General features: G+C 30.8%; 23 protein-coding genes and 1 riboswitch. Of the genes, 16 read left to right on the top strand and 7 right to left on the bottom strand.

Going from position 1 to position 21,801, the window contains the following annotated elements:
- Positions 1-61 precede the first annotated feature (61 nt).
- From ACWJJ2_RS08500 to ACWJJ2_RS08480, 5 genes are all read right to left on the bottom strand, one after another.
- Entirely contained in the window at positions 62-964 is a 903-nt protein-coding gene (locus ACWJJ2_RS08500; RefSeq protein ID WP_216302886.1) for an ATP-binding cassette domain-containing protein, read from the bottom strand.
- 6 nt (positions 965-970) lie between these two features.
- Positions 971-1,981: an ABC transporter ATP-binding protein gene (locus ACWJJ2_RS08495; RefSeq protein ID WP_216302885.1), complete on the bottom strand. Its 1,011-nt coding sequence runs from the start codon at positions 1,979-1,981 to the stop codon at positions 971-973.
- 75 nt (positions 1,982-2,056) lie between these two features.
- Positions 2,057-3,616, bottom strand: a complete 1,560-nt coding sequence (locus ACWJJ2_RS08490; RefSeq protein WP_216302884.1) for an ABC transporter substrate-binding protein — start codon at positions 3,614-3,616, stop codon at positions 2,057-2,059.
- Between the two features lie 75 nt (positions 3,617-3,691).
- Positions 3,692-4,597: an ABC transporter permease gene (locus ACWJJ2_RS08485; RefSeq protein WP_216302883.1), complete on the bottom strand. Its 906-nt coding sequence runs from the start codon at positions 4,595-4,597 to the stop codon at positions 3,692-3,694.
- A complete protein-coding gene (locus ACWJJ2_RS08480; protein WP_462954245.1) occupies positions 4,567-5,574 on the bottom strand; it encodes an ABC transporter permease in 1,008 nt (335 codons plus the stop codon). Before ACWJJ2_RS08480 ends, ACWJJ2_RS08485 begins: the two co-directional genes overlap by 31 nt.
- A gap of 375 nt (positions 5,575-5,949) precedes the next feature.
- Here ACWJJ2_RS08480 and ACWJJ2_RS08475 point away from each other — a divergent pair, with 375 nt between their 5' ends.
- The 9 genes from ACWJJ2_RS08475 to ACWJJ2_RS08435 all read left to right on the top strand — a co-directional run bounded on the left by ACWJJ2_RS08475 (position 5,950) and on the right by ACWJJ2_RS08435 (position 16,747).
- A complete protein-coding gene (locus ACWJJ2_RS08475; protein ID WP_216302881.1) occupies positions 5,950-6,969 on the top strand; it encodes an ABC transporter substrate-binding protein in 1,020 nt (339 codons plus the stop codon).
- 95 nt (positions 6,970-7,064) lie between these two features.
- Positions 7,065-8,174 (top strand): ABC transporter ATP-binding protein, encoded by a 1,110-nt coding sequence (locus ACWJJ2_RS08470; protein WP_216302880.1) that lies wholly within the window; start codon positions 7,065-7,067, stop codon positions 8,172-8,174.
- On the top strand, positions 8,164-9,828 hold the full coding sequence (locus ACWJJ2_RS08465) for an ABC transporter permease (RefSeq protein ID WP_216302879.1): 1,665 nt from the start codon (positions 8,164-8,166) through the stop codon (positions 9,826-9,828). The genes ACWJJ2_RS08470 and ACWJJ2_RS08465 overlap by 11 nt, the downstream gene beginning before the upstream one ends.
- 23 nt (positions 9,829-9,851) lie before the next feature.
- Entirely contained in the window at positions 9,852-11,522 is a 1,671-nt protein-coding gene (locus ACWJJ2_RS08460; protein ID WP_462954244.1) for a sensor histidine kinase, read from the top strand.
- Positions 11,523-11,525: 3 nt separating this feature from the next.
- Complete coding sequence (locus ACWJJ2_RS08455) at positions 11,526-12,344, top strand: response regulator transcription factor (protein WP_216302877.1); 819 nt, start codon at positions 11,526-11,528, stop codon at positions 12,342-12,344.
- Positions 12,331-13,149 (top strand): Cof-type HAD-IIB family hydrolase, encoded by an 819-nt coding sequence (locus ACWJJ2_RS08450; RefSeq protein ID WP_462954243.1) that lies wholly within the window; start codon positions 12,331-12,333, stop codon positions 13,147-13,149. Before ACWJJ2_RS08455 ends, ACWJJ2_RS08450 begins: the two co-directional genes overlap by 14 nt.
- A gap of 168 nt (positions 13,150-13,317) precedes the next feature.
- A complete protein-coding gene (locus ACWJJ2_RS08445; RefSeq protein WP_216302875.1) occupies positions 13,318-14,424 on the top strand; it encodes an alanine racemase in 1,107 nt (368 codons plus the stop codon).
- An 84-nt stretch (positions 14,425-14,508) separates the two neighbouring features.
- Positions 14,509-14,604, top strand: a riboswitch (NiCo riboswitch).
- A gap of 80 nt (positions 14,605-14,684) precedes the next feature.
- Positions 14,685-15,848 carry an AI-2E family transporter gene (locus tag ACWJJ2_RS08440; protein ID WP_165414484.1) on the top strand — a complete coding sequence of 388 codons (1,164 nt, stop codon included), beginning with the start codon at positions 14,685-14,687 and terminating at the stop codon, positions 15,846-15,848.
- Between the two features lie 146 nt (positions 15,849-15,994).
- Positions 15,995-16,747: an NYN domain-containing protein gene (locus tag ACWJJ2_RS08435; RefSeq protein ID WP_462954242.1), complete on the top strand. Its 753-nt coding sequence runs from the start codon at positions 15,995-15,997 to the stop codon at positions 16,745-16,747.
- Positions 16,748-16,810: 63 nt separating this feature from the next.
- On the opposite strand, the gene ACWJJ2_RS08430 is transcribed toward ACWJJ2_RS08435, so the two are convergent.
- Positions 16,811-17,929 (bottom strand): tyrosine-type recombinase/integrase, encoded by a 1,119-nt coding sequence (locus ACWJJ2_RS08430; RefSeq protein WP_462954241.1) that lies wholly within the window; start codon positions 17,927-17,929, stop codon positions 16,811-16,813.
- Between the two features lie 42 nt (positions 17,930-17,971).
- Complete coding sequence (locus ACWJJ2_RS08425) at positions 17,972-18,370, bottom strand: helix-turn-helix domain-containing protein (RefSeq protein WP_462954240.1); 399 nt, start codon at positions 18,368-18,370, stop codon at positions 17,972-17,974.
- Positions 18,371-18,587: 217 nt separating this feature from the next.
- On the opposite strand from ACWJJ2_RS08425, the gene ACWJJ2_RS08420 reads away from it, so the two are divergent.
- The 7 genes from ACWJJ2_RS08420 (at position 18,588) to ACWJJ2_RS08390 (ending at position 21,729) form a co-directional block, all read left to right on the top strand.
- Positions 18,588-18,812 (top strand): helix-turn-helix domain-containing protein, encoded by a 225-nt coding sequence (locus tag ACWJJ2_RS08420; protein ID WP_462954239.1) that lies wholly within the window; start codon positions 18,588-18,590, stop codon positions 18,810-18,812.
- 18 nt (positions 18,813-18,830) lie between these two features.
- The gene (locus ACWJJ2_RS08415) at positions 18,831-19,139 is read left to right on the top strand and encodes a histidine kinase (RefSeq protein ID WP_462954238.1); all 309 of its coding nucleotides are present in this window, start codon (positions 18,831-18,833) and stop codon (positions 19,137-19,139) included.
- A 163-nt stretch (positions 19,140-19,302) separates the two neighbouring features.
- Positions 19,303-19,890, top strand: coding sequence for a sigma-70 family RNA polymerase sigma factor (locus ACWJJ2_RS08410; protein ID WP_462954237.1), 588 nt, complete (start codon positions 19,303-19,305; stop codon positions 19,888-19,890).
- Entirely contained in the window at positions 19,891-20,046 is a 156-nt protein-coding gene (locus tag ACWJJ2_RS08405) for a hypothetical protein (RefSeq protein WP_462954236.1), read from the top strand. It begins immediately after the preceding gene.
- A gap of 4 nt (positions 20,047-20,050) precedes the next feature.
- Positions 20,051-20,194, top strand: a complete 144-nt coding sequence (locus ACWJJ2_RS08400) for a hypothetical protein (protein ID WP_462954235.1) — start codon at positions 20,051-20,053, stop codon at positions 20,192-20,194.
- A gap of 63 nt (positions 20,195-20,257) precedes the next feature.
- On the top strand, positions 20,258-21,493 hold the full coding sequence (locus ACWJJ2_RS08395) for an SNF2-related protein (protein WP_462954234.1): 1,236 nt from the start codon (positions 20,258-20,260) through the stop codon (positions 21,491-21,493).
- A 62-nt stretch (positions 21,494-21,555) separates the two neighbouring features.
- On the top strand, positions 21,556-21,729 hold the full coding sequence (locus tag ACWJJ2_RS08390; protein ID WP_462954233.1) for a hypothetical protein: 174 nt from the start codon (positions 21,556-21,558) through the stop codon (positions 21,727-21,729).
- Positions 21,730-21,801 lie beyond the last annotated feature (72 nt).

The following is a 21,801-nucleotide window of genomic DNA, read 5'->3' as shown; positions in this document are numbered from 1 at the left end:
TCTAAAATAGATATACAAATTCGATAACAAGTTTATCAATTAAGAATATCACTGGATAAAATTAAATGCAACAATATACAAAGTGACCTTCTGATACTTCTACCAACTGACCTTTTTCTTCTAAATGAACATCTACAATCGGATTATACTTGATACGGGCTCTATTTTCTGCACAAGCTGGATCAGGGACAAGCATTGATGAAAACAGTGCCTTAGTATAAGGATGAATTGGATTGCGATATAATTCGCAAGTTTCAGCGAGTTCAACAATTTTTCCATGATACATAACCCCTACTCGGTTGCAGACATACCTTACCATTGATAAATCATGTGAAATAAATAAACACGTCATACCATTTTCTCTTTGAAGCTTTTTAAATAAATTGATAATTTGAGCTTGAATTGAAACATCTAAAGATGCAATTGGTTCATCAGCAATGATGAATTCCGGATCAAGACTAAGCGCTCGTGCAATTCCTACACGTTGTCTCTGTCCACCTGAGCATTCAAATGGATAATAGTCTTTATAGATTTTATCAAGGCCTACCAAGTTCATAAGCTTATAAACTTTATCCATGCGTTCTTCTTTCTCCTTATACACTTTTTGGATTATAAGAGGTTCCTCAATAATTTCTTTTATAGTCATCCGTGAATTTAGAGATGATGTTGAATCTTGAAATATAATTTGCATATTTCTATTTATAAGTCTCTTTTGAGCTCTGTAAATTTTAGGATCTGATATAAGATTTCCCCTATAATAGATTTCTCCCTCTGTTGGATTATGGATATTAATAATGCTTCTGCCAGTAGTTGATTTACCGGAACCGGATTCACCCACCAAGCCAAATATTTCTCCTTTATAAATTCCAAAAGATATATCATCAACTGCTTTAATTAAAGTATTTCTATCTAATTTGAAATATTGCTTTAAATTTCTCACTTCCAATATTTTTTCGGTTTTCATTTCATATCACTCCACATTTCTCAAATTTAATGGCGGATTTATTTTTGGCGCATCTTTGTGTAAAAGCCAAGTTGCAGCACTATGTGTATCACTGATTTTAAACATTGGTGATTCAGCTAGATAATCCATCTTCAAAGCATATTTGTTTCTCACCGCAAAAGCATCACCCTTTGGCAGGTTCAGTAAATTAGGTGGCATTCCTGGTATGAAATTCAAAAATTCCTCATCAGAATTAATTTTAGGTAAAGAGGACATTAATCCCCAAGTATAGGGATGCCTTGGATCATAAAAAATATCTTTAGCTGTGCCAATCTCAACAAATTTACCTGCATACATAATTGCAATTCTTTGGGCAATATTTGCAACAACACCTAAATCATGCGTGATAAATATGATTGATATACCAGTTTTTACTTGTAACTCTTGAATAAGATCTAATATTTGTGCTTGGATAGTTACATCTAAAGCAGTGGTTGGTTCATCAGCAATTAATACTTCAGGGCTACAGGCCAGTGCTATTGCAATAACACTTCGTTGTATCATTCCCCCAGAGAAATGATACGGATACTGATTAAATCTTTTTTCTGCATGATCTATCCCAACAAGTTCCATCAATTCTATGCTTTTCCTTTTCGCTTCCCTTTTGCTAATTTTTTGATGAATGAGTACCGCTTCCATGATCTGTTTGCCAATAGACATAGTGGGATTTAAAGAAGTCGTAGAATCTTGAAATACCATAGATATGTCCTTGCCTCTCACCTTATTCATAGATTTTTCGGATAAATTTGTTATGTTCTCTCCATTAAGAATAACTTCTCCACTTTTTATACAGCCATTTTCGGGAAGTATGCGTAAAATGCTTTTACATAATACTGATTTTCCAGATCCTGATTCTCCAAGTATCGCTAAAACTTCTCCTTTTTTTAGAGAAAAAGAAACATCTCTAACCACCTTCACTTCACCCGCTTTAGTTGAAAAGCTTACGACTAAATTATTTACTTCTAACAAATTGTCCATATTCGCTCCTATTCATTAAAAACCACAAAACAACATTATGGCGCCTTTGTAGTTTCTCTTTATTTTTTAAATTTTCTACTGAATTGTCCAGTCTGTAATATTCCGGAATATTCCGACGCCATGGTGGCCTAATACTGTTTCTGGGGTAATCCCTTTTATATTAGGTTTTGCAACATATAAGGCATCGATGTATGTGATAAATGTATATGGCATATCTTTAGCTAATTCAATTTGGAATTCTTTGTAATATTTTAATCTTTCAGCTTCGACATCAGTTTCTCTTGCTTCCTGTAATAACTCATCAACTTTGGCATTTGAATAGCTGTTGAAATTACTACCTTTACCTGTTACAAACACTTTATAAGTGTGATCGTCCGGATCAAATGGACTTCCCCAGCCAATCAGGAATGCGTCTTGATTCTCCCAATCGATTTTTGGCTGCAGCGCAACCTTCATATCAACCCCAATTGCTTTAAACTGTTGAGCACAAACGTTCGCCATATCAACTCTAACCTGGTCTCCTTCATTGCAGTTGACAGTAAATGATATTTTCTTATTGTTCTTTTCATATATTTTGTCCTCGCCAAGCTTCCAGCCCGCTTTTTCAAGCTCTTGCTTCGCTTTCTTAGGATTATAATTAAATTTTTCCATATCAGGGTTGTTATATTCTCCGGCCTGAAGTGGTGAATATGCTACTTTACCCTGTCCTAATAGAACACTGTCCAAAATAGCTAATCGATCAATAGCGTAACTTAAGGCATTGGGCAGTTCTGGATTTAACTTAAATAAGGGACTATTAAAATTATACATAATTCCTCTGTAGTCTGATGTTTTCATATCATAAACAACAAGTTCCTTATTATTTTGAAATTGACCCGCATCATGTGGTGTAACCTGCGCTAAATCCAATTCTCCGGATTTTAATTGCAGGGCTCTTGCCTTTGTATCCTCTATAATTTTAAAGACTACTTTATCAATTTGTGGTTCTTTTACATAGAAATCTTTATTTTTTACAAGAGTAATACTTTGTCCTTTATCCCAGCTCTCCATTTTAAATGGACCAGTTCCGATTGGAAATTGATTGAATTTATCTGTTGCAATGTCTTTTCCTTCTAAGAGGTGCTTAGGTAAAATACCAATTGTCAAATAACCCAGCATCGCAATATTTGGTGCCTTTAAAGTTATTTTTACCGTAGTCTTGTCTACCACTTTAATATTGGTAATATCTTCATAGTTGGAGGCTATTTCTGAAGCGTTTTTAGGATCCATAATTGTATCTAAAGTAAACTTCACATCCTCTGCCGAAAAAGGATCATTGTCATGCCATTTAACATCATTTCTTAATGTAAAAGTGTATGTTTTTGTAGCTTTATCATATTCCCAACTTTTTGCAAGTCCTGGAACAATCTTATTGTTTTTGTCATGAGTCGTAAGTCCACTAAAAATCAGGGAATTAATTTCTCCATGTTCATATAATGCGGGATTAATACTTGAATAATCACCACTTCCATAAACTAAAACCTTTTCATTCGATGCTGTTTTCTTATCAGCACCACTATCACCGCCACAGCCTACCAATAAAACCATGCTCATAATCAGCGCCACTCCTAAAATCATCTGTTTTTTTAATTGCATAATTTTTCTCCTTAATATTTATTGTTTTATATAAAGCATCAATATTTATATTAGAAATATTGATGCTTTATATCTTTATAAATTACTAAATTCTTTATTGTTTTCCTTCCTTACATAGTTGCCTATATTCGTTATGCAAACCAATGTAACCACTAAAAATATACCCGGAATCAAGATAATCCACCAATAATTTGATAACAATGCCTTTTCCGAAAGGGAGAGCATACTACCCCATGAAATAATTTCAAGTGGAAGTCCAATCCCTAAAAAACTCAAAGTTGATTCTATTGCAATGGCACTTCCAATATTAATAACCACCATAAACATTATTGATGAAATGAAATTTGGTAGCAGATGCTTTTTTAAAATATAAAAAAATTTACCTCCAGCACATTTCGCTGCTAAAATATAACCACTATTTCTAATTTGCCTTACTTCACTTCGTACAATCTTAGAAATGTTCATCCAACTAGTAAGCCCAATTACAATGGAGAGGGATACTGGATTTGCTTGTCCTATCATTGCTTGAATGAAAATCATGGCCAAAATCGATGGTATACTAAGTGCGATTTCAGTAAAACGCATCATAATATCATCTACTAATTCAGATGCAACACCACTGAGGCTTCCAACTACAATTGCGATTGTAGTTGATATGATCGTAGCTAATACCCCGATAAACAAAGAGATTCTACCACCATACCAAATCATAGTAAAAATATTTCTTCCTAAAGAATCTGTGCCGAAATAAAAGTTGCTGTTAGGAGCTACATTAATATTACCTAGGTCCATATAAGAAGGATCAACTTTCGTTATTATCCCGTAAAAAATACATCCAAGGATGATTGTAAGTAACATTCCTATTGAGATATAAGGTCTTTCGTTTATGTGTTTTTTAAAGCTTTTTCTTTTAGCTACTTTTATCGTTTCTGGAACATAATTTTCTCCAACTATTTTAAAGTCCCTATATTGTCTTTCCAACAATTCTCACCCCGATCATGTTTCATTCTTGGATCTATTTTATCATTAATTACTTGTGCTAACATATTTACGAAAACCACCAATATCCCTGTTATTAAGCAAAGTACCATCAGCATATTATAATCATGATATTTAGCGCTCTCAAAGGATAAAGAGCCAAGTCCAGGATAAGAAAAAACTTTTTCTACCACATAAGTTCCTCCTAAAATATGAGAAACGGATATTGACATAATACTAATATAAGATGGCATAATATTTTTTAAACAATGTTTATATACAATTTTCTTTTTACTTAAACCCTTAACTTTGCATAATAACACATAATCTTGTCTGGTTTCTTCTACTAATTTATTTCTAATCATGTATGTGTAATACCAAAGGTGACTCAATATCAGAACAATTAAAGGAAGTAGAAGATGCTCTACTCGACTTCCAATGTTGCTGGATTGCCCCAGCCCATAGGCACCACTTGAAGGTAATATCTCTAAATTAATACTAAAAATTAAAATCAGTATAAGAGATACCCAAAACGATGGAATACAAGTGGTTATAACACCTATTTTGCAAATAACTTTATCTATGAGCTTGTCCTCATGTAAGGTGCAAAAAATTCCTAAAAGTAGAGCAAATAAAAAGGTTAATATATAAGCAAGCCCCCCTAGTATAATTGTATTTATATAAACATCTTTAATTACTGTCGTAACGCTTTGTTTATATTTGTAAGATATACCATATTCACCATGAGCCGCATTTGCTAACCAGCTAATATATTGCCTATATATAGGGTCGTTTAATCCGAGCTTTTTCATTGCATCCAGTTTTTGTGTAGTATTCATCCTCTCAACGCCTTCGCCATAATAAGACATTAAAGGATCTCCAGGTGATAACCTTGCCATATAAAAGACAATGATAGACAGCAGAAATATAACAAAGATGAACTGTACTATTTTTTTTTCTATGTAAATCACATTATTCATAACATTCGATCCTTTCCTAAATAACATAAATAACATAAGAACCACGAAAATTCAGCTCCTTCTTCAAAAAAGAAAAGAGTCGAAACCTTCGTGGTTTAACTTTAATAGTTATTAAATTTTAAAAATAAATTTTTACTATAAAAAATTATTCTTCTAAATAAAGACGCAAGATTCGTCTTGCATATTTAGTCTATATTATATTTCTAATTTAGTCAAATAAAATCATTTTATATATTATATTGAAATGAATATATAAAATTACGTGTTCATTTTTAAGTATATTATTCCTGTTTTTAGGTATTGTTGACAAGTAGATGTTATGATAACATTTAATCAATAACAAAACGTTTACATGAAGAAATGGGGGATTAATTAATGAAAAAAGCAGTATCAATTTTATTGGCATCTTTTATGATGTTATCTTTAAGCGCATGTGGATCAAAAAATGAGACAACAGCCCCAAAAGCATCGGATAAATTAACTGTTTATTCACCACATCCAATAGAATTTATCGACCCAGTAGTTAATGAATTTGAAAACCGGACAGGAATTAAGGTTGAGGTTGTAGCAGCAGGAACAGGAGAACTCTTAAAGAGAGTGGAAGCAGAAGGAGAAAACCCATTAGGCGATATTCTATGGGGAGGCTCATTGTCTACTCTAGAACCAAAGAAGGATTTATTTGAAAAATATCAATCTATAAATGAAAAAGATGTTTATGATGATTATAAAAATAAAGATGGTCAAATAACAAGATTTACTGCTATACCAAGTGTAATTATGATCAATAAAAACCTTATAGGAAAGATAAAGGTAGAAGGTTTCCAAGATCTATTAAATCCTGAGTTAAAAGGAAAAATAGCTAATGCAGATCCATCGAAATCTTCTTCAGCTTTTGAACAGGTAATAAATCATTTATATGCTATGGGAAATGGAGATCCAGAAAAGGGTTGGGATTATGAAAAAGCATTAACAAAAAATTTAGATGGTAAACTATTAAGTGGTTCTTCAGCCGTTTATAAAGGTGTAGGTGATGGAGAATATACTGTAGGATTAACATTTGAAGAAGCTGCTGCAAAGTATGTAAAAGATGGAGCGCCAGTTGAAATAGTTTACCCTAAAGAGGGTACTATTGCTAAAGCAGATGGTGTCGTTATTATAAAAGGTGCTAAAAACATGGGAAATGCTAAGAAATTCATTGATTATGTAACTAGTAAGGAAGGACAGACTTTAGTAGCTAATAAATTAAATAGACGTTCAGTTAGAAAAGATGCTCCAGCGGCTGAAGGGCTTAAACCATTAGATAAAATTAAGGTAATAAAGGATGATGAAGCATGGCTTAAAGAAAATAAACAGATGATTTTAGATAAATATAAAGATATATTTACAAGCAACTAAAAAAGATGGGCCCCTAGGACTTTTAAATATTATATTATTAAAAAGCCCTAGGGTTTTTTTTATAAAAAAATTTGTATTAGAAAGGAAATTAAAATATGAGTACATCCATTGAATTCACAAATATAGTAAAAAGATATGATGATAATACAGTAATTCCAAAGCTTTCACTTAAAATTAAGGAGGGTGAATTTTTCACATTGCTAGGACCTTCAGGTTGTGGTAAAACAACTCTTTTAAGAATGGTAGCAGGATTTAATACAATTGAAGAAGGAGAGATTAAGTTTAACTCAAAGGTAATTAATGATATTCCCGCACATAAAAGAAATATAGGTATGGTGTTTCAGAATTATGCTATATTCCCTCATATGACAGTATCAGAAAATGTTGAATATGGGTTAAAGCTAAGAAAATTTAGCAAAGAAGAATCAAATAAAAAACTTGAGGAAATTTTAAAAGTTGTAAAGATATATGAGTATAAGGATAGATCACCAGACAAACTTTCAGGAGGACAGCAGCAACGCGTTGCACTAGCGAGGGCTATTGTAATTCATCCAACAGTATTGCTTATGGATGAGCCTCTTTCAAATTTAGATGCAAAACTTAGAATAGAAATGAGAAGTGCTATAAGAGAAATACAAAAGAAAGTAGGAATAACCACAGTATATGTAACTCATGATCAAGAAGAAGCACTTGCTATATCAGATAGAATTGCAATTATGAACAAAGGTGTTATTCAGCAAATAGATACACCACAAAGAATTTATTTAAGACCTTCAAATGTCTTTGTTGCTACATTTATTGGTCACTCTAATATATTTAATGGAAAAATATTAGTAGAAGAGGAAAAGCAATACGTTGTATTTGAGAATGGATATAAAGTGTCTATGAATAATTTGAATAGCGGAGCGGAAAACGGAAAAGAAATTAAAATATCCGTAAGGCCAGAGGAATTTATAATAAGCAATAACAATTATGGGATTAGAGGTGTAGTTCACTTTAATACATTCCTCGGGAAATATATAAATTATGAAGTAAAACTTGATAATGGGGAAATAATTGAACTAACACAAGATACTAGTACTAATGATACTTTCCATGAAATTGGACAAGAGCTATATCTACAAGTATACAATAAAAAAATTAATGTTTTTAACAAGGATGGGGATATAAGTCTTATTACTGGAGTGGGAAAATATGAAGAATAAAAAAGTTAAAAAGATAAAATTTGATTTTTGGACAATAATAATTCTTATTTCATTTTTAATATTCTCAGTATTTCTAATTTATCCACTAGGTTCATTGTTTTTAACTAGTTTTCAAGATGTGGAGACCGGAAAATACACTTTAGACAATTTCGCTAAGTTTTTCACTAAAAAGTATTATTATGGAACACTTATAAATAGTTTTACTGTAAGTATTATAGTAACCTTACTAGCTATTTTAATTGGTGCTCCCTTAGCTTATATCATGACTACAGTAAAAATTAAATTTAAATCAATCGTAGAGGTACTTATTATAATATCTGTATTATCTCCACCTTTTATAGGAGCATATTCATGGATATTACTACTTGGAAGAAACGGAGTTATTACAAATTTCTTCTTGAAGACCTTAGGAATACATCTTCCTAGTATTTATGGGTTTAAAGGGATTTTACTAGTGTTTACCTTGAAATTATTTCCGTTTATATATTTGTATGTTTCAGGAGCACTAAAGAAAATAGACGTTTCACTAAGTGAAGCGGCAGAAAGTTTAGGCTGTAGTGGAGTTAAAAAAGTATTTACTATTATATTACCACTGATGCTTCCTACAATAATGGCAGCGTCATTATTGGTATTCATGAATTGTCTTGCTGATTTTGGAACTCCAATGCTTATAGGTGAAGGGTTTAGAGTTATGCCAGTTTTAATTTACTCAGAGTTTGTATCTGAGGTAGGCGGTCAAGCAAATTTTGCCGCTGCACTAAGTACAATAATGGTAATTATAACAGCGGTTATTTTTTTAGGACAAAAATATGTAGTTAATAGAAAGTCATATGTTATGAACTCATTAAAGCCTATATCTGCTAAAAAGGTTAAGGGATGCAAGAACCTTTTAGCACATTTATATGTTTATATTGTTGTAGCACTAGCTGCAATTCCTCAGGTAACAGTAATATATACCTCGTTCTTAAAAACAAGTGGCTCAATGTTTGTTAAAGGGTTTTCACTAAATAGCTATAAAACAGTGCTTTCAAAACTGGGTAATTCAATTCTGAATACCTATGTATATGGTATAATAGCTATAATAATAATAATATTATTGGGAATGCTTATATCTTACGTATCTGTACGAAGAAAAAGTGCCTTAACCTCCTTCCTAGATACATTAACTATGTTCCCATATATTATTCCAGGATCTGTTTTAGGTATTACATTATTATTAGCATTCAACAAGAAACCAATGGTGCTAAGTGGTACTTTCATTATAATGATAATTGCATTTGTTATAAGAAAACTACCTTATACCATTAGATCCAGTGCAGCAATACTATTGCAACTTAGTCCAAGTCTTGAAGAAGCATCAATTAGTTTAGGTTATTCTGAAATGAAAACATTCTTTAAGGTTACTGCAATTATGATGATACCAGGGGTATTTGCAGGAGCAATATTAAGCTGGATAACAGTAATAAATGAATTAAGTTCTTCAATTATTCTATATACAGGAACTACAAGAACATTATCAGTTGCAATATACACAGACGTTATAAGGGCAAGTTATGGTACAGCAGCTGCTTTATCATCTATATTAACGGCTACAACTATCATATCACTAATAGTTTTCTTTAAATTCACAGGTAAGAAAGAAATAAGTTTATAAAAACCTAATAGGAGGATTTGCGTATGAAAAATATAAAAAGAAAATTTTTCAAGGAAGAAATAAGAAAAACTTTTATATTATATGCACTGACTCCTATTATAATTTTGTCCTTTATTTTTTATAATTTATTATTTTTGTATAGCAGTAAAGCCGTCGAGAGAAGTAATAAAAAATATAACAATAGTATATCAAATATTATAAGTAATGAGTTTGTAAGTTACAAAGTGGAAGTAGAGCATTTAGTAAAATGGGATGAAATAAAAAAGGCTTTTTATAATCAACATGACGAAGCAATGGTATATGAAAGGCTTTATAATACCGTTAATAATCATAATATAAGAAGTGTTTTTTATGTTTTCAATGAAAAAGGAGAGTCTATAATAACAAATGCTAAAGGGGACCCTCAATACGCTAAAAGTGATGATTTATTTATGGGTGGAGTTTTTAAGAAAATGAAAGACAATCCTAATAAATCTGTTATGATGCTTAATAGGGCTCAACTCGATGTGAATACAAGAACTGTATACTCTATAGGAGAAGCTATTACTGACGACAATAACCACGTTGCAGGGTTTATTGTTTTCGATATTTTAGAAAATGAGATGAACAAAATAGTTTACAGTAGTAGCAATCATCATGCTGTAATAACTGATAGATATAACAATAATATAGTTTCAACTAATAATGCACTTTTAGATGGTATAGGTAAATTGAAGCCATTTTTGGATAAAGAGAATAACTATGTATTTAATAATTCTATAATAGAAGGTAATGTTTATATTCATACAATTACATATGTGGGCTTTATAAAAAACATCTATTTAATAGGTGAAATATTTTTAATCTTAGTGTTTTCTATGTTATTCATTGCTAAGAAAATATCTATAAGTAAGACAAAGTCAATTGATAAATTATTGTCTGCTATTAACAGTGTTCAAGAGGGCAATTTGAACACTGTTGTCAGTATAAACTCTAATGATGAGTTTGAAGTTATAGGGCAGTATTGCAATAAAATGATAATAAGAATAAACGAGCTTGTAGAAAGAAACAAAGAAGAGGCAAGAAGAAATGCATTATCAGAGCTTAAGCAGCTAGAAGCACAATTTAACCCTCACTTCTTATTTAATACACTTGAAATGCTTAAATACATGATAAAAACAGATGAGAAGAGTGCCTCAAAGATCATTGTTTCAATGGCTAACTTGTTAAGATACAGCATAAATAAAAATTTTAATAAGGTAAAGCTTAATGATGACGTTAAATACATAGAGGATTATCTAATAATACAAAAATTTAGATTTGATGATAATTTTGATTACATTTTTAATTTAAATAAAGAAGTAGGAGAATGCTTGATACCAAAACTTATAATACAACCTATTATTGAAAATAGTATAAAATATGGATTTGAAACAAAACAATATTTAAAAATAAATATAGACTGTAGGGTTGAAAATGATAATTTAGTAATATCAATTGTGGATAACGGAGAAGGAATGAGTTATGAAAAATTATCTGGGATACTAAAACTCATTAACAAAAGTAAAAACGATACAAACCATATAGGACTTTATAATGTTCAAAAGAGAATCAATCTTATGTATGGTATGGAATACGGTATAAATATATATAGTAAACTATATGAAGGTACTAAAATAGTTATTAACCTTCCAGTACATAAAAGTGAGGAGTAGATTATGATTAAAGTGCTTATTGTAGAAGATGAAAATTTTATAAGAAAAGGATTAATCAACACTATCGACTGGCTGAGTATGGATTGTATTATTTCAGGGGAAGCTGCAAACGGCGAAGAAGGACTAAAAACGATTATAGAAATCAAGCCCGATTTAGTCATTACAGATATTAAAATGCCAATAATGAACGGCGTGGATATGTTGGAGAAAGCTAGTGAAATTTATGATTTTGAAAAGATTATCTTAACTAGCTACGGAGAATTTCCATATGCAAAAAGAGCTATAGATCTGAAAGTCTTTGATTATGTACTAAAACCAATTGATGAAGATAAATTTAAAGAGATAATCGGAAAGGTTAAGAATAAAATTGATGAGAAAAAAATATATAATGAATTTAAAAATAGTATTAAGGGTTACAAAAATATTGATGTTCTAAATTTGGAGTACTATTTAAAATCTGATAAAAAAAAATCTCAATATACTGAATCAGTAATTAACTATGTAAAAGACAATTACGCAAAAAAGATTAGTATTGAGGATATTGCAGAAAAGTTAGCAGTAAGCTCAAGCTACCTCAGTAGAAATTTAAAGGAACAGACAAATCAAACATTTCATGACTTTTTAAATAGATATAGAGTACAAAAGTCAATTGAATTACTTATGAGGGGGGAGTATAGGGTTTATGAGATATCTTCTATGGTAGGTTTTACTGATTATAAACACTATTCTACTGTATTTAAAAAATATATAAAAGCTTCACCATTAGAGTTTGCTAAAGCTAATTTATACATCAAGGGGGATAATGAAAATGATGAAGAGTAAAAATATTTCATTAGTAATTACAGATATGGATAAAACATTATTAGATAATGATAGCAAAATATCAGGAAAGAACCTGTCCTTTATTAAAAAACTTAAAAGAAATAATATTAAGTTTGCTGTTGCTACTGGAAGGTCAAGAAGCTCTCTGTGTAAATTTCTAGGGAAATATCAATTGATAGATGAAGTGGATTATATTATAAGCATGAATGGAGTAAGTATTTTCGATACTAAATCTAGGGAAACCTACGATTTCGGGTATGTAGATGAGGAAATTATTAATGAAGTTTATAATGCTTATAAAGATTATGATGTCTCATTTGCAGTCCATGAGGGTAATTGTTTGATTTGTAATAAAAAAACTACTTATACAGATATCGAATGTGAAGTAAATGGATATGGTGTAAGTGAGATAAGCGATTTTAGTAGAGCAATAAATAAAAAATATGCAAAGCTAATGATAATTGGAGAAAAATGCATAGTAGATGATATACATAGTAAGTTAGCAGAAATCGATTCTAAAAAATTTAATTTTTTTAAAAGCCATGATTATTTTTTGGAAATTGTTAAAACAGGCGTTTCGAAGGGCAATGCTCTAGTAAAACTTTGTAAATTAAAGGACATAGATATATCCAATGTAATGGCAATAGGGGATAACCTTAATGATTTAGATATGATAAAAAACTCTGGATTTGGTGTAGCAGTAGAAAATGCTCATGAGGAGTTGAAAAAGTATGCTAGTTTTATAACAAAATCAAACGATGAGAATGGATTTGCATATGCTTGTGATGAGTTAATCTATCTTTAAAATAATTGCCCAGTTGAGATGATGTATATTCATTTTGACTGGCTTATTTAAATTATTCCTATTATGGTTTATACTAGTTGCAAGTTAAGATAATTAAGTTCATATAAAAAACTTATTTAAAACCTAGTAAATATATTCTAAACATAAAATATTTTAGGGGGAATTGGCATGAAACAAAAAACTTATCCAAGTATTAAATATCCAATATTAGAAATTAACTTAAAAAATGTACGCGAAAATATTGAATACATGGTAGATTTATGTAGATCTCAGGGGATAAGCATTGCTGGAGTAGTTAAGGGGTTTAATGCAATACCAGAGGTCGTAGAACAGTTTGCACATGCAGGGTGTACATATATAGCAAGTTCAAGAATGGACCAAATAATTAAACTAAAGGAATATGGAATAGAGAAACCTTTTATGATGATTAGAATTCCAATGTTTAGTGAAATAAAAGACTTGGTACAATATGCTGATATTAGTCTAAATTCTGAAATGGAAACATTGAATATGATTGAAAATGAATGTGAATTACAAGGTAAAAAACATAAGGTGATTTTAATGCTTGACCTTGGAGATTTAAGGGAAGGCGTCTTCTATGAAAACGAATTCATAAATTTAGCGGAATATGTGGAAAATCATCTTGAAAATATAGAGTTATATGGAGTAGGAACAAATTTAGGTTGTTATGGAGCAATAATGCCTACAGAAGAGAATTTAGGAAGACTTTGTAATATTGCTGAAATAATTGAGGGTAAAATAAACAGGAGACTAGAAATGATTTCAGGGGGAGCTACAAGTTCACTGCCTTTAGTAATAGATGGGAAAATGCCTAAAAGAGTAAATAATTTAAGAATAGGCGAGGGAGTACTATTAGCACAAGATTTAGATGAGTACTGGGGATATGATATGAGACATATGCATAAGGATACTTTTGTGCTAAAAGCGCAGGTTGTGGAAATAAAAGATAAGCCTACACATCCTGTTGGGAAAGTGTTTATTGATGCTTTTGGCAATAAACCAACCTATGAGGATAAAGGAATAAGAAAAAAGGCGTTACTTGCAGTGGGAAAACAGGATTTTGGGTTACACGACAAGCTAATACCGCAAAAACAAGGTGTTAAAATTATAGGAAGTAGTTCAGATCACTTAATTGTAGATATTGAAGAGTGTGATAGTGAAATTAAATTAGGGGACATACTTGATTTTCAAATGTACTACCCGCCAATGATGTGTTTAAGTGGATATTCAGGTATATCAAAGGTTTTAATATAAGCCATGTACAAAAAATAAAAATATTGACATATAATAGCCTTGTATGATAAGTTTAAGGGAATCTCTTTGTATTGTATATAAATAACAGTACAAACTGATCAGGTGATGAACTTGTAAAAAAGTTCGTGAAGTTGGGCCTAAATGGCAATAGGATTAAAATTATACACCTGTGGGACAGTTTATAGTTCTACGGGCTTTTTTATTTGTATAAATAAATATGACAAATGCAAAGATAATTAATTACTAAGGAGGATATAATCATGAAAAACAGATTAGACAGAAAGTATCTTAAGTATGTACTATATGTTGCCCTCACGGCAACCTTGATTTTTATAAGCTATAATGTAGTATTTAATTTCAAAGAGGTTTTTAGTAATATTACTAGTACAATCAATTCTTTATTTTCAATGATTTCTCCACTCATTATTGGTTGTATAATTGCTTATCTATTATATCCATTATCAAAGATTATAAATGCTTTTCTTGTTAAGCACTTAAAACTTAAATATAAGCCCCATTTAATCAGCATTATACTAACATACTTAGTAGTGATTTTATTATTTATTATACTTATTTATAGCATCTATGCGATGATTGGTGGACAAATTAGTCACAATGAAACCTTATCAGTTATGTTCGAAACTATTAGTGATTATATAAAACGCTATAATGAGCTCTATGATTATATTAACAGAAAAATCACGCAAAGTGGTCTCTCTCTCGATATAAAGGGGTATTTATCACAAGCTATACAGCAGATATACTCATATTTATCACTTTCTATAAATAGTACAATCAAAATATTTGCAGGTATAAGCAACAGTATTATAAATAGTTTTATTGGTTTGTTTATTTCCTTCTATTTATTAAAGGATTATGAATTTTTTAAAAAGATATATTTAAATTATGTGAGTCTTATAATGAAGGAAAGTAAATTTAAGAGCCTTAATAAAACCCTTCTTGAAATTAATTATATTGTATCTAGGTTCATAAGAGGACAGCTCCTTGATGGTTTAATAGTTGGATTAATTAGCAGTATTGGCCTGTCTTTTGTAGGCATTGATTTTGCTATTCTTATTGGATTTACTGCAGGTATTGCAAATATTATACCCTATGTTGGTCCACTAATTGGTTGTATTCCAGCAATTATTGTGGGTATTCTTAGCCCGAACCCTATGCAGGCTTTATGGGCAGTACTTCTACTTCTTGCGGTTCAACAACTTGACGGTGCCGTTATATCACCAAAAATTGTAGGAGATAGCATGGGTCTACATCCGATTTTCATAATAATGGCAATAACTATAGGGGGAAGTTTAGCAGGTATAATTGGAATGCTTTTATCGGTACCTATTGCCGGCATAATTAAACTATTTTTAATAAAAATTATAAGAAAGCGAACAGATGAAACGAGTAGCGAAGTTTAAAACCAGGATAATAGTTAATTATTGAAATATAGAAGGAATATTTGGAATTTTGTAGAATGTTATAATTAGTATGTTATTTTAAAGTAATGAGTTAATAGATTTATTATAAAATAATTTAAAGACATTAAGGTGTAAAGGAGATAAAGATGGAAAAGGATATGAAAATTGCAGTTTTGATTGATGCTGACAATGTGTCTGATAAATATATAAGGTATATAATTGACGAAATTTCAAATCATGGAACACCTACATATAAAAGAATTTATGGGGATTGGACCAAGCCTCAACTAGCTTCATGGAAGAATGTATTGCTTAATTATTCTATTAGTCCAATACAACAATATAGTTATACTACAGGCAAAAATTCTACGGATGCAGCCCTAATAATAGATGCTATGGATATACTCTATTCAAGCAATGTTGATGGATTTTGCATTGTATCGAGTGATAGTGATTTTACTAAACTAGCAGCTCGACTTCGCGAAGCCGGTATGTATGTAATTGGTATGGGAGAAAAGAAAACTCCAAAACCTTTCATTTCAGCTTGTGAGAAATTTAAATATCTTGAAGTATTAGCTTCAATGGCGCCAAGACATACTGAAATAGCGACCGTTAAAGGAGCACAAATACAAGAAGAATCAAAAGGTGGTATGATAAGTCCCGGTAAATTAGTAGAGGCTATAAAAACTATTATAACTGAGATTTCAGATGAAGATGGTTGGGCATTTTTAGGAGAACTAGGTAGCACCCTTAATAAGAGGTATCCTGATTTTGACACTAGAAACTATGGCTATGCAAAGCTTACACCTTTTGTAGCCTCTTTAAAATATTTTGAGATTAGATCAACAAAAACTAGCAATCCAAGTATAAGTCTTAAATATATTAGAAATAAAGAGTAATATAAGCCTATGACCCTTGATATATCAAGGGTTTTCACTTATTCGTCAAAAATTTCGTCAAAATTATAAAATATTATTGATAATGTTAGTGGCTTTCTTAAGCATGTCACTATTCACATGCGAATAAGTCTTCATTGTTTGCTCAACTGTATGGCCCAATAGCATAGCAGCAGTTTTGAAATCTACTCCATTTGCAATTAAATTTGTTGCGTAAGTATGTCTTAATTCATGGATAGTTATATTGTGCCCATGTCTTTTTAGTAATCTATTTAGGCCAATACTCACAGAAGAATTGTTTTTAAATGTGAATACTCTATTATTTTCATCTATGATCTTATTATTAGTTATTATAGAAACTACTTTATTAGAAATATCCTTTTGAGCTTTTAATATAGGTGAAACTTTAATAGGTATCGGAACTTCACGATTAGAATTTTTGTTTTTTAGTGTGCCAAATCCATACTCTTTTTCAGAAATTAATTTCCACTGACGAGTTACTTTTATAACATTATTTTTAATATCAATGTCATCCCAAGTTAATCCAAGCATTTCCCCAAGTCTTAATCCACACTTTAAAGCTATTAACACAATCAAATAATATTTGCTTTCAGCAATATCTTCTAAGAGCTTATCAGATTCCAATTTGGTTAAAGCTCTTTTTTCTATGCGGGTTTTAACTTTAGGTATTTTTATATTTTTAGTTGGTAACGAAGAAATTAAGTTATGTTCATCCATAGCACTTTTAAAAAATGTATTTAATTTTCCTAAGTATTCATGGATACTGGTAGGACTTAATCCACTACGTGACATGTTGTCCATAACCTCTTGAATATCTGAGAGTGATACTTTTGATAGCGCAATGTTATTCAGCTTTGTAAAATGGTTTAAAACTGTTTTGAAAGATGCTACGGTTTTTGCTTCCCTATATAGGCACATATGATCTAAATATTTATCTCTAAATTGACCAAATGTAATTCCTATCATATCCAGACTAACTTCATTCTTAGAAGCAATTTTTAACTCTGAAACAACCATGTCCATTTCAATTCGTGCTAATTCTTTACCAGCTTTATTTGGAGTATATCCTTGTTTACTTTTAGTTTTCCATTTGTTATCGACTTTATAAGTTATAACATATTGATACCCTTTGTCTTTTTTTCTAATTAAAGTAGAGTATTGCATACTTTTCCTCCTTCGTTAGTAGTTAAAATTGAGAAGCCCTAGCTAATCATTTTCAAGCTGGTTAACTAAAACTTCAACAATTTTTCTGTTTTTTTCAGAAAGTTTTTTTATTTTATTCATCAATAAATTAATTTCTGCATTAGCTTGTAATTGTTGATCAGAAATTTTATCAGTATTTGATGCATAATATTGTGAGACAGTTTCATTTATTTCATTGAGTGATCCTGTAACTATTTCAAGTTGTTCTTTAGTTGAAAGCAATTGAGTGAGCTGTATTCCAAGGGCATTCGATATTTTTTGAAGAGTTTCTACGCTTGCATTATACCTATTCTTTTCAACATCGCCCAAATAACTTCTTGATATGTCAGCTTTAATTGCCAACTCCTTTTGAGTTAACCCTTCTTTATTCCTATATTCTTTGATTTTAGAGCCTATATTCATTTAATTATTCTCCTTTGCGTAGTCGGTATGTACGACTAAATTAATTATATTCTATAGTATACGGATATACAAGTATTTTTATACATGCAATATGACGGAATTACAAGTAAATAGACGGAATTACAAGTAATTAAATTATAATTTAGCATAATAGCCCAATTGTGAATTTTACAAAATGACGGATATACAATATACTAAATTTATCGGAGGTGAGGAAATGAGCACAGACCAAAAAGCAAGAATCGGAGAAATAATAAGTGGACATAGGAATGATATGAAATTAACACAATTGCAACTGGCTGATAGATCAATGCTATCAAGAAGCTATATATCCGATATTGAAGCTGGTAGATATGCACCAAGTGTAAAGAGTTTAGTTTCAATAGCCAACATTTTAAATATTGACCTTAATTTTTTATTAGAAATGACGGAAATACAATAACTATAATGAGGTGAAAATATGGACATGCTTTTAACTAAAAAAAACTTAGCCGAAAGATGGCAAGTGAGCGAACAGGCAATTGATGATTATAGGAATAAAGGAATAATTACAGCGGTAAGAGGATTACCAAGTGTAAGATTCACCCAGCAACATATTGCAGAAATTGAAGGTGTCAAATTAGAAAGATTCTCTCCACTAGAACGTAGGAGATTAGAGAGAGAAAATGAAGAACTTAAATTACAACTTAAAAGAGCCGAGGCAGCAATTGCAAAAATCCAGATGTTAAGTACGGGTCATATTTATAATTTACAAGAAAATATAGGCTAAGAAGCCTAATTAAAAATTTACTTTCAATCGAAAAAAGAAAACACTTCCTAATATATGTATACTACAGTCGCTTCAAAATATACCAACATTTCTGAAGAATAAATAATGAGAGGCGCAAAGCTTCTGAAGACAAAAACTAAATTAAAAAGGGAGAGCGATTAAAATGCAAGAGGAACTTATCCAACAATTTAAAAACGGAAATAGACAAGCCGGAGATGATTTCTACAATGCAAATATAGGTTTAGTTTATACAATAGCTAAAAAATATAAAAAACTGAATGTAGATGGAGAAGAGGTTTTAGCTATAGTTAACCAAGCATTTGCGTATTCATTAAAAAATGTAGATTTAAAGAAAGCTAAGTTCTCCACATATTTCGGAGCTACCGCAAATGGAATGATTTTAAGGCATTGTAGGGATTTTCAGAGAACTATAAAAACCCGGAGGGATGATCTTAAATTTAAAAAAATAGTATATTGCGATAGTTTAGACAAAGTAATTTACGAAAGCGAATCTACAGATATTACGCTTAAAGACACATTTGGCATAGAAGATGATTGTTCGCAAATTATTGTTTATGAAGCATTGAGCAAACTAAACAAAAGAGATAGACAAGCCTTTAAGCTTCAACTAACACATGGCCTTTCACAACTTAAAATTGCTAAGATATGTGGTTGTGGCCAAGTTGAAATAAGTAGGCGTATAGCAAGGGCTAAAGCAACACTAAGCATAATATTGAAAGAAGTGAGCTAAATGAAAGTATCAGAAACTAGATGCAGACAATGTGTTAATGCAGATAAAAAAGCAAATGAAAAATCGTGTAGTAAATGTTCAGAAATTCAGTTTATACAATCAAAATTTGAAAATCAATTCCTAGATGCTAGTAAAAATTTAATGAAGGGAGAATAACAATATGACAGATATAGGTAAGTTAGTCCTAACAATTTATAGCATCATAATTATAACAGCTATTGTTATAAGAGGTTTAAAAAGGGGTGACGAAGGATGGAAAGCGGCATTATTAATACCAACCCTAATACTATTAATGAACATTTAGATAAAGTAATAAATTTATATCGTAACGGTTACAGCGCAAAGAAAGCTATACAAGAGGTGAGAAATGAAACTATACAAACATCAAGAGGATGCACTAGGACAAACTAAGGATTTTAACAGAGTAGCTTACTACTTAGATATGGGATTAGGAAAGACTTTTGTAGGAAGCGAGAAATTAAAAAAACTCAATACCAATATAAACTTAATTGTTTGTCAGAAAAGCAAATTAAGCGATTGGTATGAGCATATGAAAATGTATTACCCCGATTATACCACGATTATTTACTCAAAGACAATGGAAATACCAACTAAAAGTGTAGTTATCATAAATTATGACCTTGTTTGGAGAAGACCGGAACTTACAGCACTACGAGATTTTACTTTAATGCTGGATGAAAGCTCATGTATTAAAAATGCAAGTTCAAATCGTACTAAATTTATTATGAAATTAAGACCTGAAAATGTAATTCTACTATCAGGTACCCCAGTGGGAGGGAAATACGAAGAATTACTAACACAGTGTAAATTGCTAGGATGGAAAATAACAAAGAAAGCCTTTTGGGCAAGATATGTAAATTTCGTTGAAATAGACATGGGTAATTTCAAAATACCTAAAGTGGTTGGTTATAAAAATGTGGACGAGCTAAAAGACAAGTTACGAGAGTATGGAGCCATATTTCAAAAGACTGAAGATGTATTTGACCTACCTGAACAATTAGAGAATACGGTCCATGTTGATAACACTACTAATTATAAGAAGTTTAATAAGGATAGGGTTATTACCATAGATGATAAAGAGTTACTAGGAGATACTTCATTAACTAAGATGCTTTATTTAAGGCAATTATCTAGTCAATATAACAGTAATAAAGTAAGTGCTTTAAAAGACATATTAGAGAGTACTGAGGACCGAGTAATAATATTTTATAACTTTACTGCTGAATTGGAGCAAATGAAAAAAGTATGTAAAGAGTTGAAAAAACCAATAAGCATCATTAATGGTAAAACTAAAGATTTAAAAAATTATGAGAGTAAAGATAACTCAGTAACGTTGGTTCAGTACCAGGCGGGAGCTATGGGCCTAAACTTACAGCTTAGTAACAAGATTATTTACTACAGTTTACCTTTAGCAAGTGAGTTATTTGAGCAAAGTAAGAAGCGTACACACCGTATAGGGCAGACTAGGACATGCTTTTATTACTACTTAATAACTAAAGGAAGTTTAGAAGAGGAAATTTTAAATACTTTGAAATTTAGAAAAGATTATACAGACCAATTATTTAAGGAGAGTGAGAAGTAAATGGAAACAACTTGGATATACGATAAAACTACAAATTCATATGTAAAGGAGGATTAACCTTAATGGATGATTATAGCATTATGGTAATGAACCGCCATGAACGTGATATTTTAGCACTAATCTTGGAAAACAGAGGTTTAGATAAGAGAATCAAGAGAAATGAAATAGAAATAGAAAGATTAAGCGAATTTAACAGACAAATATTAAGGAGGAATGGAAGATTATTAAGAAAATAAAAACACACATAAGGACTAGTGATACAGATTATACATTCCACAACAGTACAAAGGAAACCAAACTAATAATGA

The sequence above is a fragment of the Clostridium sp. CM039 genome, from assembly GCF_055081075.1.
The sequence above is the reverse complement of the archived record's forward strand: the minus strand, read 5'-3'. Positions and strand labels throughout refer to the sequence as shown.